Origin of the sequence: Rhizobium sp. Leaf306 (assembly GCF_001423425.1) — a bacterium.
Taxonomy (GTDB): Bacteria; Pseudomonadota; Alphaproteobacteria; order Rhizobiales; family Rhizobiaceae; genus Neorhizobium; species Neorhizobium soli.
Map to the genome: position 1 here is coordinate 971,893 of NZ_LMNX01000001.1, position 16,471 is coordinate 988,363.

Sequence of the window (16,471 nt, forward strand, 5' to 3'; positions counted from 1 at the left end):
TGTCATGCCGGCCTCTTAGACATTTGCCGGCTCTCGGCCCGCTGGTCATAGCCGCCCTTGGCCTTAGCTTTTATGTCACTTCGGTGAAACATTTGTGACAATTCAAGCTGTTGAAAATATTGACGTTCTGGAAGAGACCGGGAAAACTGGGTTGGTTTTATGTCAGAAACGGACGGTAAACTCCGTCCCCTTGCCGAGTTCCGACTTCACAAGCAGGCGGGCGCGGTGCCTGGTGAGGATGTGCTTGACGATGGCAAGCCCCAATCCGGTGCCCTTCTTGGAGCGGCTGTCGGCGACGCTGACGCGGTAGAAACGCTCGGTCAGGCGGGGAACGTGCTCAGAGGGAATGCCCGGACCCTTGTCGATGACATTGACTTCGACCGGCAGCCTGCCGCCGCCTTTCAGGAAGACATCGACGAACTTGCCCTCCTGGCCATACTTGCAGGCATTCTCGATGAGGTTCTCGATCACTTCGATCAGTTCGTCTCGATCGCCCAGCACATCGACCCTGCCTTCGGGAAGATGCAGGCGGATTTCGACGCCCAGTTCCTCGGCCAAAGGCAAGAGCGCGTCGCTGACATGGATGATCAGCGGCTTCAGGTCCACGGTCTGGTCCGGAGCAATATGCGACTTCAGTTCCAGCCGCGACAGCGAGAGAAGGTCGTCCACCAGTCGGCTCATCCTGGTCGCCTGGTCGAGCATGATGCCGAGAAAGCGTTCCTGCGCCTTCGGATCGCCGCGAGCCGGGCCCTGGATTGTCTCGATGAAGCCTCTGAGCGAGGCAAGCGGCGTTCTCAGCTCATGGCTTGCATTGGCGACGAAATCGGATCGCATCCGGTCGATGCTTCGCAGTTCGGAGACATCGCGGAACGACAAGAGGTAATAGTTTCCCATGCCAGGTGCCAGGTCGGCGATATCGATCGGCGCCACGCGCAGGATGAAGACCCGTTCGGACGGAAGTCGCTCGGAATGTTCGATCTGGTTGGGTTGTCCGGTCGCGATGGTTTCGCGCAGCATGTCGAGAATACCGGGCGACCGCAGCCGCGCCGTCAGATGGGTGCCGATCGGCAAATCGCCAAAGGCCCGCTCCGCCGCCTTGTTGCGGTAGAGAACGGTGATGTCTCCACCCAGCACCACGACCGGCATGTCCAGCGTGCCGAGAGTTGCCGAGATCAGCGGCAGCGGGTCGAAGACGGGTGGCTCCGGAACAGGCATTTCAACCGGTACGACAGGTATCTCCGGCAAGGGCCGGGACAGTACGGCGACGACGAGGGGAAGCCAGAGCGCGAAGACCAGAAGATCGTTCGCGCCGGCAACAAAAGCGATCACCGCGATCGTCGAGAGCAGCAGAAGCAGCAGCCACTCGCGCCGGAAGCGAAGTGCCAGCTCTTGCGCAAACCCGCGCTCTTCCTTCGGCAACGCTTCCACGCGCGAACCCCTTTTTGTTTGGTCGAACTTGCGGTCATATAACGCTTGCATGACAGATATGCATCGGTCCTGAGGGAAACCTCAAGCCCTGCAAACCGTTGAAGCAGTCGCAGCCGTTTCGGCCGCCGAAGGAAAAAGGACAGCAATCATGGCAGAGACAAGCAGCCGGTCAGCGGAACTGGAAATCGATGGCAAGCTGAGGCATTTCGACATTGACGATCCGAAACTGCCCGGCTGGGTGCATGATCACGCGCTGGAATCCGGCGGCTTTCCCTATGACCACAAGTTGGACAAGGAGAAATACGCCAAGCAGCTGGAGAAGCTGCAGATCGAGCTCGTGAAGGTGCAGTACTGGCTGCAGGATACCGGCAAGCGGATGATTGCGCTGTTCGAAGGCCGGGATGCTGCCGGCAAGGGCGGTACGATCATGTCCATCCGCTCCTATATCAATCCGCGATCGGCACGCGTGGTGGCGTTGAGCAAGCCTTCGCCCACCGAAGCGGGCCAATGGTATTTTCAGCGTTACGTGTCGCACTTCCCGACGTCGGGCGAGATCGTGCTGTTCGACCGCTCCTGGTACAATCGCGCCGTGGTCGAGCCTGTCATGGGCTTCTGCAAGCCGGGCCAATACGAAGCCTTTATGAAGGACGTGCCGCAGTTCGAGGAGATGATCGTCGACGACGATATCCATCTGTTCAAGTTCTGGCTGGATATCGGCCAGGAAATGCAGCTGAAGCGGTTTCACGACCGGCGCCACGATCCGTTGAAGATCTGGAAGCTTTCGCCGATGGACATCGCGGCACTGAACAAATGGCCTGACTACACCGCAAAGCGCGACCAGATGCTGGAGCGAACACACAGCAAGCTTGCGCCATGGACGGTGGTGCTGGCAAACGACAAGCGGCGTGCGCATTTGAACGTCATCCGCCACATTCTTGGGTCCCTCGATTACGAGGGGAAAGACAGGGATGCGATCGGCGAGATCGACGACAAGATCCTCGGCTTTGGCAGCAAGTTCCTGAAATAGAGACAGACAGGTGAGTGAGCCGGACGACGTTGTCGTCCGGCGTTCAGGGTTCAGCCTGCGGGCAAAATGCGGACGGAGTAGAGCAGGACCGGTCTGTCGGAACCGTCGAGGCCGGTATTGATCAGGATGCGGCCCGGCGCGTTTGGCGCGATCGCCCGGTCGAAGCTGACCTTGAACAGGGCTTCCAGTCGCTCCTGGGTTGCTGTGAACCGATGTCTTGCGCAGCCCCCAAGGCTGCCGAAATCGCAGCGTATCGACATCTGGACACCTTGGTTGCCGCCAGCCTGGACGGTGACTGCGATGGTGGCCGGCCCGCCTGCCAGGCGCTGCAATACATCCGCCGGAACCGTGACGGCGATATCACCGCCGGTTTGCGGGGTTGCCGACAGGAGCCGAACGGCTGGACCTTCCGAACCGGTTGCAGCCTCTGCCTTTGCCTCGCGACCGACCTGCAGCGTATCGATCTGCTTCGGTTCGAAGACCTGCGCCCATTCATCGGAAAAGCCGCCGCGAGGATCAAAGCGCGCATTGGGACCCGCCTGCGATTGCGACGCCCGGTTGGCGGCCTGCAGGGCCTCGTCCATCACCGACTGGACCAGGCCCGAATTATAGAAATACCAGCAAGCGACGCCGACGACTGCAAGCGAGATGACCCATTTCAGCAGCCAGGAGATCAGCCGCTGACGACGGCTCTTGCGCGGCTTGGCTGCAGGTTTCGTCTCGGCGTCGAGAGATCCGCGCCGCTTCCTGCCGCGCTCGGGCTTGGCAACAGGCGGTTGGCCACGTTGCACGCGGTCCGGCTCGACCGAGGTCAGTCCGTCCATCTGCGGCACTTCGGATGAGGCCGGACGGAAATCCGGTCGCGCGGCGCCGAGACTTCCGAGATCCCCGGCCGACTGGACATCGTTGGGCTGCCTCTGGTCATTTGCCGGGGATGGTGCGCGTGTTGCGCCGCCGAGACCGGTATCCGGATCGGGGGCGGCTACCCTTTCATCCGCAACGATCGGGGCTGCGACATCTGGAGCTGCGGCTCTGGCCGTGGCGGCAGGTGCGACAACCGGGTCGATGACAGGGTGAGTGATCTCGTCAGGCTCGATAGCGGGACCGGCCAGCCGGTCCACTTCCTCCGTCTCGATCTCGCGGATCTTTTCTTCCAGCCGCTTTTGCTGCTGCATGACAATCAGCTTGTCGGTCACGCCCTGGCGCTGCAGACCTGCTTCCAGCGCCTGTCGCGCCGACTGATAAATCCGTGCCCGCGTGTCGCCATCGGTCCGATCGGAACGATCAAGGGCATTCCTGATGGCTGTTTCCAAACCGCTCACTGCGGATCCTTCCGGTTGTGCATACCCGACTGCCGGCCTTGCTGAAAAGACGGCGTTAATTTTCGGTAACCTCTCCGTCGCCGAACTGCAAGCCGGTGGTCAATGGCCTTCCTTCGCCAAGATTGGGGAGAAGATATGGTTAGGCGTGAGAATGCCGCGGAAACAGACGCTTATCGAGCCGCCAGTGCGCATGGCACGCATACCTTCGCCAGACGGCGCCATCTTTCCCGAGCCGAATGCATCTGCTAAAACCGATCTTACGTGTGCGTAAACGTAAATCAAAAGGAGATTGTCGATGCTTCCGGACGTGCTGAGACAAGGACTGCGAATTCCCGTCGTGGCGTCGCCGCTGTTCATCATCTCGCATCCGGCACTGACCTTGGCGCAGTGCAAGGCCGGCGTGATCGGCGCCTTCCCTGCCCTCAATGCTCGCCCGGAAAGCCAGCTGGACGAATGGCTTGCCATGATGACCGAGGATCTTGCCACCTATAATGCAGCCAATCCCGACAGGCCGGCCGCACCGTTCGCCGTCAACCAGATCGTTCATACGTCCAACAGGCGGCTGGAACACGATCTGACGATGTGCGTGAAATACAAGGTGCCGATCGTCATCTCCTCGCTCGGCGCAGTGCTTGAAGTGAATGCCGCAGTGCATTCCTATGGCGGCATCGTGCTGCATGACGTCATCAACAACCGGCATGCGAAGTCCGCGATCCGCAAGGGTGCAGATGGGCTTATTGCTGTCGCAACCGGTGCCGGCGGGCATGCAGGGACGCTGTCGCCCTTCGCGCTTGTCCAGGAAATCCGCGAATGGTTCGACGGGCCGCTGCTGCTGGCCGGCTCGATCGCCACCGGCGGCGGCATTCTGGCAGCACAGGCGATGGGGGCCGACATGGCCTATATCGGCTCACCCTTCATCGCCACGCACGAAGCACGCGCGGTTGACGGCTACAAGCAGATGATCGTCGATTCGTCCGCCGCCGATATCGTCTATTCCAACTATTTTACCGGCATCCACGGCAACTACCTGAAGGGCTCGGTGACGGCGATGGGGCTCGACCCGGATGCGCTTCCGAGCGCCGATCCGACCAAGATGGATTTTGACGCGGCAGTGAGCGGCCCGAAGGCCTGGAAAGACATCTGGGGCGCCGGCCAGGGCGTCGGCGCCGTCAAATCCGTGACCTCAGTCGAGGAGTTGGTCGGCCGGCTGGAGCGCGAATATGCACAGGCCCGCACCCGTCTTGCTCTCTGACAGCCCACGGACCGCAGCGATAAAATTTCTCGCCGATCGAAAACCGGCTTGAAATCACGCCCCATTGCCTGTATCAGCGCCTTCACTCGCAGCAGGCAACACCTTGCGCTGCGCAGGCCGCTTTAGCTCAGGTGGTAGAGCACATCATTCGTAATGATGGGGTCAGAGGTTCGAGTCCTCTAAGCGGCACCATTTTTTTATATATTGAACAATGGGTTACTGGAGTGAGCTCCAGACTGTCGTGAGCGCACCATATTTGAGTCGCCACCCCGTCGCCACTCTACGTCGAAGTTTCGGCATCAGAGCGGCATTAGAAGAGCTCCATGAGACTGCTGAGCCGTTTCCGCCCGACATGCGTTGCGGCACGCGCTGATCACAGTTCTATTAGTTATCCCGCGCTAAACGTATCTGCGCGAGCACTACTACTTGACCAGAATCGATTAAACTAAGCTTATTGCTAGTCATTTCCGTGCTGTCGGAATAATCGAGCTAACTATTACAGGATCGTCCATGTCGCGAAATGCCAACTACTGCGCCTTTTACGTAGCTGAGCCCTTCAATCCGGGAGCATTAGGCGCACACGCGACAAAAGATTTCTGTTACTACAACCTGCTGCGGTCATGGAAAGGTAGCGATGCTAATTTCCCGTTCAACGACGCACATGCAACTACCTACAGCGTCAGAGACGGAAGCGACTGGGAATATACCCTCAAGCCCCGGCTGCGAGAACGAATGCGATCCTCGAAGAACATTGTGCTCTTCCTCAGCATTAGCACGGTGAATTCGCGAGCAGTAAGGGAGGAATTTGACTATGGCATCAACGACCAGGGCTTGCCAATAATCGTGGTCTACCCAGAATACGACACGAAAGAAAGCTTGCTGATCAATGGCTCTCTCAAACCGAAGGTGAGGGAGCTATGGAACAACCTCCCCATTTTCAGAGACACGATGCACAAGGTCCCAACGCTTCATCTACCAATGAAGAAAGAGCTGATTAAGTCGGCGCTCGCCGATGCAGACTTTATGCTATCGACAAAAGCAACTGCCCAAATCTATCGATTCATCTAACCCAAGCAATGCATCGTATGTCAGGCATCGAGAATGAAGTATTTCTTTAGATCACTTTGGACTTGGTCCTTTTGGCGACATGCACTTTTATCGAAAGAAGCTGTCGCGAAGGTCTTCGCTATCGTAGGTGCCATGTACCTTCTATTGGACATGGCAGATTTTTTCAGCGTCTACACAAAAGACCGATACAGCGTTTATGCCATCCCCATCATGGCCACGCTTGCAATTCTTTGGGTCTTAGCGACACGCCGTCCGATCACTAGGTTTTCATATAAGATCCCAGGAAAAGACTTCCGTGTTGAAGTGCGGATTGGGGATTTGTTCGACGGAAACAATGACGTTATCGTCAGCACCAACACCACATTCGACACCAACATGGCCAGTGGATTGATTGACACTGCCAGCATCCAAGGCCAGGTCGCGACGAAATTCTTCAACGCCAACACGTCGGAAATCGATCGTCAGCTTGACCTCGATCTTGCAGCGGCTTCCGGCAGTTCAAGGCCAAACGCTCCCGGCAAGAAGATCGAATATCCGATAGGTACAGTTGCGAGGGTCACAAGCCATAGCCGGACTTTCTATTTTGTCGCGATGTCCCGCCTTAATGATCAAGGAAACGCAAGTTCCTCCCCGCGCGAAATAGAAGACGCTCTTGAAGCGACATGGAAATTCGTAAGGACGAATGGAAACCTCAGAGACCTGTCTATTCCCCTTATGGGCACAGGCCGAGGGCGAGTTAGTATACCGCGCAAGAAGATGGCCGAACGTATTGCGCAGTCATTTTGCGACGAAGCGAAGAACCAAGTCTTTTCGAATCGGCTTTTGATCTCGATACGCCCTGAAGATGCCGAGGATTACGCCGTCAACCTCTACCAGATCCGAGACTATCTCGTTCAGAGCTTGCATTAGCTGTGAGTATATTCGAAGTCCCAACGACGATTCGTGGCATTGCCTCGATCACCCAAACAAAGCTCAGCCTCTGAGGAAATGATAACTATGCGACCACTGTATTGTCGGGCAGAGCTAATTGCCCTCACAATAGGGACCAGATAATACCCATCCGTTCGCGAAGGCGACGATAGGGCCGTCAGGTCCTTATTTACATGGCCCTCGGTCAAGGCTCCCGGCAGGGCCGATGCTATGCAATAGCTTTATTCGGACAATACATCTTTGCTGGGGCGTTGCCTGACCCGCCGCCGGTGGCGATCATACTCTCCATAGGGAGGGTGTTCCATGAGTTTTCAATTTGTTCGTGTCGAGTTGTTTTCGAGGAAAGGCAAGGAAGGACGTTCGACCGGATTTGTGTTTGACGAGGTCGCGCGGGTGCCCTCCGCGTCGATCCATGTTCAGGACCCCGGCACCCCGATCGTAGTCTACGGCCTTGCTCCTGAAGCGCTACGCACGCTGCATGATGAGCGCGCGGCGCAAGCCAGGACGGAGGTGAAGGGCGGAAAGGTGCGGGCCATCAGGCAAGACCAGAATACGCTCGCCGGGATCGTGTTGAGCTACCCTGCCACGATCGAAGAATACCGCGCGAAGCCGGAGGTCGTGGTAAGAGTGGATGAATGGGAACGGCGTTCCATTGCATGGCTGCGCAGCCAGTTCGGCAAGCGTCTCGTTACTGTCGTGAGGCACGAGGATGAGAGCCATCCGCATCTGCACGCTTACGTTCTACCAGACGATTCGGCCATGACCGCCGCGCACCTTCATCCGGGCTTCCGGGCGAAGGCTGTTGCGAAGGCAGCAGCAGCACAGCAGGGAGAAGATGAGAAGACAGCGGGTAAGCGCGCCGACGCGGCCTACAAGGCTGCTATGAGGGCATGGCTCGATGATTACCACGTGAAGGTCGCCCAGCCCTGCGGCATGACTCGGCTCGGACCAGGCAAGCGCCGCCTGACACGGGAGCAATGGCATGCGGAAAAGCGGCAGGCCGAAGCGCTGCGTGACACGCTCGCCAAGGCGGAGGTGCTGAAGGCGAAGGGAGATGCCTTTGTTCGGAGGGTAAAGAAAGAAGCGGCAGTAATGCGCGCCGACGCGATCGAGGCAGCCGAAGCAGCTCAAGCAGCGATTGGTGCAGCAGGGGTGGCGGAGAAAGCGGCCCTCGAACGAGCGGAAACGGCCCGTTCAGCGTCGTTGCAGGCGGAACATGATATGCGGGCGGCGAAACGGCTGAGTGGCATTGGCGGGCTTCTTCGGGGGCTTTGGGACGGTCTACGGAAATCGGCGGTCGCGGCGCGTATCCGCAAGGCCATCGAACCCGAATTGGAGGAACTGCAAAGAAAGGTTGCCGTAGCATCCGGCCGGGCAAGCGCTGCTGATGCTGGGCGGCGAGAGGCGGAAATGCGCGCAAGGACTCTACGCGAAAATCTAACAGAGACAGGACGGCAGCTCACAAACGCGCAGCAGGAACTCGCTTCTCTGCGTCCCAAATACGCTGCTCCGGGTTCGGCACCCTCCTGTCCAAGGCCATAGACAGATCAAACTTCATCTTATGAACGGAAGTATGTGAAACGCCAGTCAGGCTTTGGAAACCATATGCAGCATTGAGTAGAAAGAACAATCGCAAGCGACTAGCAACCGAGCAACTCGGTAATATCAACTACTTGATGCTTAAGAGGAAAAATCTGGAGCACCATACTGTGGTCCATCGGTCGCCACTGGAACACCAAAAACTACTCGCCGCCTGCACGAATTAAACGCATTGCGCATGCGACCGTACGTTAATGAACGTGGCGTGGTACTGATTAACACAATGACAAAACGGATTGATTTTCCGAAGATTTTATCAGAATAAGCTAAAATTGTAGTTCCTCTGCAAATCCGGTGTCGCGCCAGAACCCTTTGATAGCTTCTTGAGATTTGTTGAAAAATTTAGCTATATCGAACTCGTGCGCTCGCACGACATCTCTGGCATCGGTTGAGATAAGATGGATTTGGATACTCAGCTCCGACGCTCGCTCGGCCTCCAAAAGCCTGGCATAAGGGATAGCGGTTTCAAGAAGGTCGCTCAGTCCGGCAATGACGTCCAGATCAAAATTCGTTCGGTGGTGGACGGATGTGACAGCGATCCCGAGAGGTGAATCAAGATAGATGACCCGTTCATCGTGCCACCTGTCCTCGCCAGGTCCGAAGTGAGCCAAGCATCTGTTGCGTAGCTCGACTATAGAATCATGGACTAGTTTCTGTTCGGGGCTGTAACATTTCTCGATCCCAACTTTGAAGCGCGTGATAGCCTTGGTATGGGTTGCTCTGGCGTAGGTGACGACGGCGCTGGTCAGAAGTGCCGCGCCGATCTGCGACCGGTAAGGGTCAGACCGGTTCTTTTGCTGGTGATGGAATGCCTCAAGGGTCGCATGTGTGGACTTCAGGTCAAGCGACACGGAGACTACTGCGTGATATCGTAAAACGGCTTTGACGAACTGCTGCTGATGGAGCTCAGGAAGATGTTCCACAGCCTCGGTAAGGTCAAAGGCCTTGCGAGCGGGTTTGCTTGGATCGTCTAAATTGCTCATATCTTCCCGGCCTAGGCTTTTGAGATGGATCGTGGATCATGCAGGCGGTGTCAGGCCCATCAGTCCCGTGAAAACGCCGATGTAGAAGCCCAGCACCGTCTGGATCATGTTTGCCGAGAATGAAATCTTCTTTTCGTCTTTTGAGAAAAAATACATCCCTAGGCAAAACAGCCAGAACAATGTGATAGCGACAAGCAGGCCCATTGCGAGCGTTTGGCGGAAGTCCTCTTTGGCGATCGCCCGCGACGTCTCGTCCTGCGCATAAGCAGGCGTCACCAGCAAAGAACCCCATTTAGGGAAGAATATGCCCTTTTCACCGTCTTCCTGCGGTTCGAGGGCCTTATCTACGAGGTCTATTTTCGCGAACGCTAAAGCAAGTCGCCGCTGGCTTTCCTTGGGAATATTTTCGAAGCCAATTTCGTTGATTGCTAAACCGATATCCTGTTTAGCCTCCCGAAGTGTCTTTTGATACTCCTGAGCAGACTCTTGAAAGAACACCACGCGTGACGACTGATTGTATCCAGCAATATAAACGGAGGTAGTGCTGACCAGGACGCCGAGTAACCCTAGGACCAAAGTCATAACGCCAGATGCTGATACTGCGAGAACCCTTAGCCGCTGTATAGGGTTCTTCTTCGCAATTTGTTTGGCTTCTTCTTCGAGCATAGGTGTCCCTCGCGTTGTCGCATGAGTCTTCTACCAGATATAGTTGCCAAGGTTCGAGGGTTGCGCCATCGTTATCCAGTGAGAAGACTGGGAGTGACGGCAAAAAGAAAGGGCCCGCCTTTCGGCAGACCCCTCGCTTTTACATCAAAACACTCAAGATGGCGGCGATACCGAAAAGGCACGGCGCCAGATGAAGTTTGATCTCAATAGTTACCTTAGTGTTTTTCCACATTGGGAAACTCCTAAGGCCTCGTGCGCACAAAGCCCTGAGGTTTCGTGAGTCGCGTCAATGGAACGGTAAGTAACCGCCGTTAATCGCTTCATCGGTGCTGGGCCAGCCTTGTACTTCGGCTCTCCGAGCGTCCCTTGTCACCCCAGCATACAAATGAGCTACCCGCATCCACGGACTCCAAGCACTGCCGGCAAGGGCTGCGTTGCTGGTTAATGATGTAGGCCCGATGGTGAAGTCGGGGGTCGCTAACTCAGTCGCATTGCTAGTCAATGTAGTGAATGGACGAGCAACAACAAGGGATTGTATGACACGTTCTCAATAATCCACAGTATAAATCACGTACCTTACCCGTCCGAGACGATTCCGGTGTCGCCGCTTTTAATCCCAACAACCCTTGAAAGAGATCCAGATGGATGTGCAAACACGTCTACAGCTCAACCGGATTAGTCGGGTTTTGAGGACGCTTGCCTTTGAAATCACTGCAGGACTCCTACCAGGTGGGTCTACTGCATCTCGCATTGTCGACGAATTACTCCAGGCGCCAAAGAGAGATGTCGATGAGCGCATCAGTAAAATTGACGCAGCACGGGAGAACCTTCAGGAAGCGCTCGCAGCCATTGATGATCTAAAGGAGAACGCCGAGGAAAGCCAAAAGGAGCTTAAGCGTCTTCAAATTTCCCTTGAACAAAACGAAGTACGTAAAGGCGATCTCCTGACCGATATTGAGGAGCTAAAGCGGCTTGGGACAATCAGTCAGAACACAATAAGGCGCGCATTCGGCATCCCCAAAAAATGGCAGGTATACCTCGGGTACCTTGTTAGCTTCCTCGTCGGAATCGCTACTACGTTTTTCTACGACTTCTACCTTAAAGGCCTACCAACGAAGTGGTTCGGCTGGGTGGCGTTCTGAAATCGTAACATCCTTGCCAACGACTTAAAGCTTTGGCAGTTTTTAAGCAAAAATGATAACAGCGAAGCTACGACGACCAAGCGGCCAGATGGCCTACCACTCAAGCAGGGCCACTCTGGCAATCCTCCTCGGCTGACCGCCGAGATCGCCAGCGCCCATGCGCAAATCAACAGAACTGTCTACGATCTGTTGGATTCAGCTAACTCCCGATGAAATCGCCCTGCTGGAGATCGCCGTTTGAGTGCATCTCTATCCACGACCATTGTTTGCGCCGGCCCGCGCTGGGCCGCATCCTGCTATGTGTCGCAACGGAGGATTGGCGCGTGATGACGGTCAGGAAGCATATTGAGGAAGTCGAACAGGAAACGGTGCAAAAGAGGCGCCGGACTTGCGCCGATCGGCTGCGTCACAATCTTGCGGAACGGCAGCGTCGGCGCCGGGGCGATGATCCTGCCGGAAAGGTGTTTCTACAACTTCTAGGCCTGCTCTCCGGCGCACTCGCGCTGCTGCCGCCTTTGCCTGACTTCTACGTCACTTGCGGAAGCCGTCATTCGGCGGCCGGTCGTGTAGCTTCGCGAGAGGCGCTGCCACGATCCGACCAGCGGGCAAGCCTCGATCGGCACGACGCTGAGGATCGCGGCCCTACCGCCTACGCTATGGAACGTGGGATTGAACCCGTCTTCTATCGCCTGTCCAGTCGTGCGGCTCCTTCCTGGTCGAAGCTAGTCAAGGATTTGAAGCGCCGCCAGACCAGCGAGCGCGCGCGCCTGTTGCTCGAATATCGTGTCCCTCCGGAGGCAGTCGAATGGCTGCGGCATGTGATCAGTCTTGAGTGCTGGTCGGCATTGCTGCAGCTCGGGCGCGACGGTGCCGACGACGACGCGATTGCCGCTGCGGCTTTGGCTGAGGCGAGGCGGTGGAAAGCTACACTCGTACAGATGCAGTCGGACCCTGCGCCTGCTGCCGATGATGCAGGCAACGCGGCTCCTCCGGCTGGACCGAAACCGAAGTGATCTGATTCATTCTGGTGAGCGGCAGGGCGGTCAATGGGAATCTGTCGGGGTGGTGCGGCCCGCAGACGAAGGCGAGGACACGGCCCGCCAAATTATCGTTGACGGCCTGTAGCGACCCAATCCTGTCGCCCCCGATCAGAGCCCTAGAAGCCTGATCGGACTAGGCCCGCGCCAATGAGCGAGGGGAGGACAAGCGAAGGCGCGTCAGGGGGCTGAAGCCCCCGTGAGTATCCGGAAAGAAAATGAGCATATCGGAGCGTTCAGCATAGCGCCGCCGGCACGGCGGGAATGCGGGAATTCGCGCATGTCGAGGCGGTTAAATGGGCAGCCATAGGAGCGCAAGCTTAGCGACCCGACGGGATGCGCGGGACTGACTGCCCCCGCCGAGGCATTCCGTGTTCGGGGTTACCTCGCCTCTCCCTTCTCGACAAGCCAGCCTCTTCCGGTCTTGTCCGGGTACACGATCCGACCCGCCTTTCGCAGTTCGATTTCCGCGACACTCGCCCGGCCAGCGCCCCATCCAAGAGCGGTGGCAATCCCGCCATAACCGCATGGGCCATGCAGGCGAAGGGCATCGGCGTAGGCTTCCGCATCACCTTTTCGAGCGCCAAGGCATGCCCGTTCGGAGGTTCGGCTCACGACAGGCTTTGGCACCGGAGGGGCCAAACAGAATGTAGGAACGGCAGGCTGGATCGTCCCGCATTCTGGCGGCGCGGCAACATCGGATTCTGGCAGGCGCTCCGTGCTAATCGTGCTATTTGTGCTAATCTGGGCGTCCAGATTAGCACGTTTAGCATAATTAGCATCGCCACCCTTCTCCATCTGGAGTTTTTCAAGGAGGGCGTAGGGATCGAATTTTTCCACCTTTCTCACGGCTCATGCCCTCACGATCCGGTAAGCTTCCTTGCGGGAAATACCGCGAACCACCGAGCCTTTGGGAAGGCTCACAAGCCAGCCATGATCTTCCAAGATAGCAATGGCAGCGCGGGTCGCTGGGCTTTCCCGCAAGGCTCGGATCGGCGCGCGCTGCACAACGTCGCTCGGCAATACCTCCGGGTGAGGCCACGCTTCCAGAAGCCACTTGCGCAGGGTTTCAGCAATCCCGACTTTCTCCGACACATTCGCGGCATCGGACAGACGCTGCGCTTCGGAGAGGTAGAATTGTGCCAGCGTGATTGCGTCGGCCATCGTTTGGGGCTGCACTTCCGTTGCATGAAGGTCTTCCCAAACGGTCATGACCCCGGCGATCCGGGCAGCCTGCTCAGCCGATTTGGACGCATAACCGGTGATGTTCGCATATTCGCCGCCGGGTGCCTGCCCAGCCTCCAGCGCGTCGGAATAGGCTGACAGCAATGCGCGGGCGACGGACGACAAGGGGAGAGGCACGGGTGTCAGTTCGCGCGTTTTCTCATCCATTGGCAACGCCGTTCGCAGGATCGTGCCAAGCCGTGCTCCGAAGTCTGCAAGGGCTTGGTTATTCTGTCTCGCATTAGCCTGAAACCTTGTGCCGATGGTGCTTGGCGGCTCGCAAATCAGAAAGCGCGGCAAAAAGCCGGTGTCCGCCGACATGGGATCGGCCATGAAGGTGCGAGCAACGCCCGGCTGCACCATGAGATGCACAGCCAGCCGCCGCCCGAACAACGTCAACGAGCCGTCCCCTGCACGAGTGCGGCGAATTGCATTGCCCTGCCAAACGTCATTCAGCGCCGCCAGCGTCTTTTGCCTGTTGTCTGACGACATAGCGAAGCCACCGAGAAATTGACCGCCCTCATCGGAGAAGATCCCTAATGATGGCACACCCTCCGCGAACTTGCGCGTCAGCCCCTCATAGGTAGGCTCCGTTACCGTGCGATCCGTCGACGGAGGCGCTGCGGGTTCAGGTCCGAGGTTTGCTAGGTTGATCTCAGCCCCTGCGCGCTTGTCGGTTTTTTTGGCGTCGGCCAAAACGCGATCTCGGTCGCCTTTCCAAAGTGCATGCTTGGCTTCCCAGGATGTGATCTCGTCCCGCCTCGTATCGTGTTCCTCTTTCTCGTAGCTGCGGAGAGCGGCCATAAGGGGTGCATCGCAGGATGATTTCCGTTCCCCTGATTGCGCGATGGTCAATGCGTAGAGTGACAGGGGGCGCTCTCCACCGAGTGTTTCGACATCACGGAAGCCCTGGACCGCCAAAGACGCTACCGACAAGGCGGAAGCGGCAGGAATGGCGACGGGGGCCTGCGTCTGGCCTTGAACAGCCTCTACCACCGCCTGAAGCGGCCCCAGCGCTGCCACAGGATACGGTTCTCCCGAAGGGATTTTGCGGACAAGAGGTTGCGGTCCTTCGACTTTGAACGGGACTTCTTCCGGGATACGGATTTCGGGGGCGGCATGGATGCTCATGCGGCAGCTCCTTTCATCGTGAGAATGTCGTTGAAATCCCGGCCTTCCGGCGCAGGGAGAAGCGATACGGCCCAGCCAAGCGCGGCGGCCCGTTCTCCGAGTGTATTGCCAGCCGATCGGCCCGCATTGTCCCCATCGGCGGCGATGGTCAGCCGACCGGGAGAGGCTGGCAGGGCGAGAGACTTCATGCCGCTTGTGGAAAGCGCCGCCCATACCGTCGCGCGGTAGGAAAGAAGGCCGGACAAGAGGGAAAGTCCTGTTTCGATGCCCTCACAGACCACGAGCTTTTCACCATTGTCCGAAAGGCGGACCGCTCCGCCTGCCACGGTGCCCAACATGGCCTTTGCAGGCTCAACTGAGGCCTTTCCCGTTCCATCGACACGCAAATAGGTCCGGTGAATAGCGAACCGGGTCGAACCCTCGACAATGGCCACGATCGCTGGAAACCGAGCTGCGGACTGATGCCAGCAAGATGGATGGAAACGCAGCGTATCGGGAAGATCGCAGTTGATACCCCGATTGTGCAGATAGGTTTCCGCAATCGTGCCAGCGATAGGCTTTGCCTCCATCCAGAAAGCGAAGGCCCGCGCCTCGGTTCTCTTTGCTTTCTCCTCGTCCTCACGACGCATCTGGTCCGAGTCGTGCGCAGAAGGACGATCAAAACGGGCAAAGTTCCTGAGCCCTAGTGCAGCCGCCACATAGTCGCGACAGAGCTTCCAATCGTCACCCGCAAAGGAGTGAACGGCATAGCCATCAGTAGAGATAACAACTGAAAGCGAACGATCCTTCGGAGAGTGTCCGGGACCGGGCGCAAGCACCCGATCCTTTCCCGACACGTCACCGCCCAGCAACTTGGCAGCGAGAGCAACGTTCATCGGCGAGGTCCCCTTACACGAAGCACCTTGATCTCGGTCCACAGGCGATAGCGCGCATGGCTGCCGGGATATCGACCACCATGCGGCTCCATCTCTGTCTCGATCTCAAGACCGTAGCGTTTCCGGAGTGTGTGGATGTACGATGCTACGCGTGGACCGCGACCCCTGAACCCGGTGATGCCGAAGTCGCCAGCAATGATCAGTTCCATGAGGCACCAGGCCACGCGACCGGTTGCAACCACCGGATCCGGATCGTCCTCGACAACGTAGCTGATATGTCGGGTCTGATTCCGTTTCACCTTTCTCCGGCCAAGACTGGACTTCTTGGCTTCGGGGAGACCTGGCAAGGGCTGTTGTTCGGAGGTCGTCCGACCAAAAACTTCAAGTTGATTCACCAACTTGGAGACGGTACGATTCAGACCTTCAATAGCAGCGCCAACAGCTTCGATAGTCTGGGCCTTGTCACGGGTAGCCGTGGCGGGGGTCTTTCGTTTATGCATGGCCGCCCCCATTACGCCGCGACCGAGGTCGAGCGGCGGCGTTTGGAACTCAGCCAAACGTCCAGATCGGCGAGGTCGTATACGACGGCCTTGCCGAGCTTGATGTACTCGGGACCACCGCCCGTCAGGCGAAGTTTCGTGAGGGTCGAGGCCGAAAGACCTGTGTAACTTGCCGCGTCTTCAGTACGAAGCATTCGGCGCAGATGGGATGCCGTATCGTGCATTTCGCTTCCTTTTCAAGCTACAGGAATGATCTCCTGTGATTGAGAAGGTCGCGCAGCGATATT

General features: G+C 57.5%; 16 protein-coding genes and 1 tRNA gene. 9 read left to right on the forward strand and 8 right to left on the reverse strand.

Translation table 11 applies throughout. From position 1 onward, the window contains the following. Nucleotides 1-162: 162 nt before the first annotated feature. Nucleotides 163-1,428, reverse strand: coding sequence for a phosphate regulon sensor histidine kinase PhoR (phoR, locus tag ASG19_RS04505; RefSeq protein WP_244476078.1), 1,266 nt, complete (start codon nt 1,426-1,428; stop codon nt 163-165). 148 nt (nt 1,429-1,576) lie between these two features. On the opposite strand from phoR, the gene ppk2 reads away from it, so the two are divergent. Beyond that, complete coding sequence (gene ppk2 / locus ASG19_RS04510; protein ID WP_062453936.1) at nt 1,577-2,455, forward strand: polyphosphate kinase 2; 879 nt, start codon at nt 1,577-1,579, stop codon at nt 2,453-2,455. A 50-nt stretch (nt 2,456-2,505) separates the two neighbouring features. Here the strand turns inward: ppk2 and ASG19_RS04515 are convergent, their stop codons facing one another. Beyond that, nucleotides 2,506-3,777, reverse strand: coding sequence for a hypothetical protein (locus tag ASG19_RS04515; RefSeq protein WP_156466404.1), 1,272 nt, complete (start codon nt 3,775-3,777; stop codon nt 2,506-2,508). Here ASG19_RS04515 and ASG19_RS23790 point away from each other — a divergent pair. The 6 genes from ASG19_RS23790 (at nt 3,755) to ASG19_RS04540 (ending at nt 8,569) form a co-directional block, all read left to right on the forward strand. After that, nucleotides 3,755-4,048 (forward strand): hypothetical protein, encoded by a 294-nt coding sequence (locus ASG19_RS23790; RefSeq protein ID WP_156466405.1) that lies wholly within the window; start codon nt 3,755-3,757, stop codon nt 4,046-4,048. The two genes, ASG19_RS04515 and ASG19_RS23790, sit on opposite strands and share 23 nt — an antisense overlap. A 24-nt stretch (nt 4,049-4,072) precedes the next feature. After that, complete coding sequence (locus ASG19_RS04520; protein WP_062453938.1) at nt 4,073-5,029, forward strand: nitronate monooxygenase family protein; 957 nt, start codon at nt 4,073-4,075, stop codon at nt 5,027-5,029. Between the two features lie 116 nt (nt 5,030-5,145). Then, a tRNA-Thr gene (locus ASG19_RS04525) sits at nt 5,146-5,221 on the forward strand. A 318-nt stretch (nt 5,222-5,539) separates the two neighbouring features. Then, nucleotides 5,540-6,097, forward strand: a complete 558-nt coding sequence (locus ASG19_RS04530; RefSeq protein WP_062453939.1) for a hypothetical protein — start codon at nt 5,540-5,542, stop codon at nt 6,095-6,097. A gap of 33 nt (nt 6,098-6,130) precedes the next feature. Further along, a complete protein-coding gene (locus tag ASG19_RS04535) occupies nt 6,131-7,006 on the forward strand; it encodes a macro domain-containing protein (protein ID WP_062453940.1) in 876 nt (291 codons plus the stop codon). Nucleotides 7,007-7,330: 324 nt separating this feature from the next. Beyond that, the gene (locus tag ASG19_RS04540) at nt 7,331-8,569 is read left to right on the forward strand and encodes a plasmid recombination protein (RefSeq protein ID WP_062453941.1); all 1,239 of its coding nucleotides are present in this window, start codon (nt 7,331-7,333) and stop codon (nt 8,567-8,569) included. A 323-nt stretch (nt 8,570-8,892) separates the two neighbouring features. Here the strand turns inward: ASG19_RS04540 and ASG19_RS04545 are convergent, their stop codons facing one another. Then, the gene (locus ASG19_RS04545) at nt 8,893-9,609 is read right to left on the reverse strand and encodes a hypothetical protein (protein WP_062453942.1); all 717 of its coding nucleotides are present in this window, start codon (nt 9,607-9,609) and stop codon (nt 8,893-8,895) included. Between the two features lie 36 nt (nt 9,610-9,645). Beyond that, the gene (locus ASG19_RS04550) at nt 9,646-10,275 is read right to left on the reverse strand and encodes a hypothetical protein (RefSeq protein WP_062453943.1); all 630 of its coding nucleotides are present in this window, start codon (nt 10,273-10,275) and stop codon (nt 9,646-9,648) included. A 641-nt stretch (nt 10,276-10,916) separates the two neighbouring features. Between ASG19_RS04550 and ASG19_RS04555 the strand changes: the two genes are divergently transcribed. Together ASG19_RS04555 and ASG19_RS04560 are read left to right on the forward strand one after the other, a co-directional pair. Further along, on the forward strand, nt 10,917-11,417 hold the full coding sequence (locus ASG19_RS04555) for a hypothetical protein (RefSeq protein ID WP_062453944.1): 501 nt from the start codon (nt 10,917-10,919) through the stop codon (nt 11,415-11,417). A gap of 326 nt (nt 11,418-11,743) precedes the next feature. Further along, on the forward strand, nt 11,744-12,430 hold the full coding sequence (locus tag ASG19_RS04560; protein ID WP_062453945.1) for a hypothetical protein: 687 nt from the start codon (nt 11,744-11,746) through the stop codon (nt 12,428-12,430). An 876-nt stretch (nt 12,431-13,306) separates the two neighbouring features. On the opposite strand, the gene ASG19_RS04570 is transcribed toward ASG19_RS04560, so the two are convergent. Genes ASG19_RS04570 through ASG19_RS04585 form a run of 4 tightly spaced genes read right to left on the reverse strand, consistent with a single transcriptional unit; the run spans nt 13,307 to nt 16,408 of the window. Beyond that, nucleotides 13,307-14,809: a YfjI family protein gene (locus tag ASG19_RS04570; protein WP_062453947.1), complete on the reverse strand. Its 1,503-nt coding sequence runs from the start codon at nt 14,807-14,809 to the stop codon at nt 13,307-13,309. Beyond that, nucleotides 14,806-15,684 (reverse strand): toprim domain-containing protein, encoded by an 879-nt coding sequence (locus ASG19_RS04575; RefSeq protein WP_062453948.1) that lies wholly within the window; start codon nt 15,682-15,684, stop codon nt 14,806-14,808. Before ASG19_RS04575 ends, ASG19_RS04570 begins: the two co-directional genes overlap by 4 nt. Beyond that, the gene (locus tag ASG19_RS24390) at nt 15,681-16,184 is read right to left on the reverse strand and encodes a hypothetical protein (RefSeq protein WP_244476079.1); all 504 of its coding nucleotides are present in this window, start codon (nt 16,182-16,184) and stop codon (nt 15,681-15,683) included. Before ASG19_RS24390 ends, ASG19_RS04575 begins: the two co-directional genes overlap by 4 nt. An 11-nt stretch (nt 16,185-16,195) precedes the next feature. After that, on the reverse strand, nt 16,196-16,408 hold the full coding sequence (locus tag ASG19_RS04585) for a helix-turn-helix domain-containing protein (protein ID WP_062453949.1): 213 nt from the start codon (nt 16,406-16,408) through the stop codon (nt 16,196-16,198). Nucleotides 16,409-16,471 lie beyond the last annotated feature (63 nt).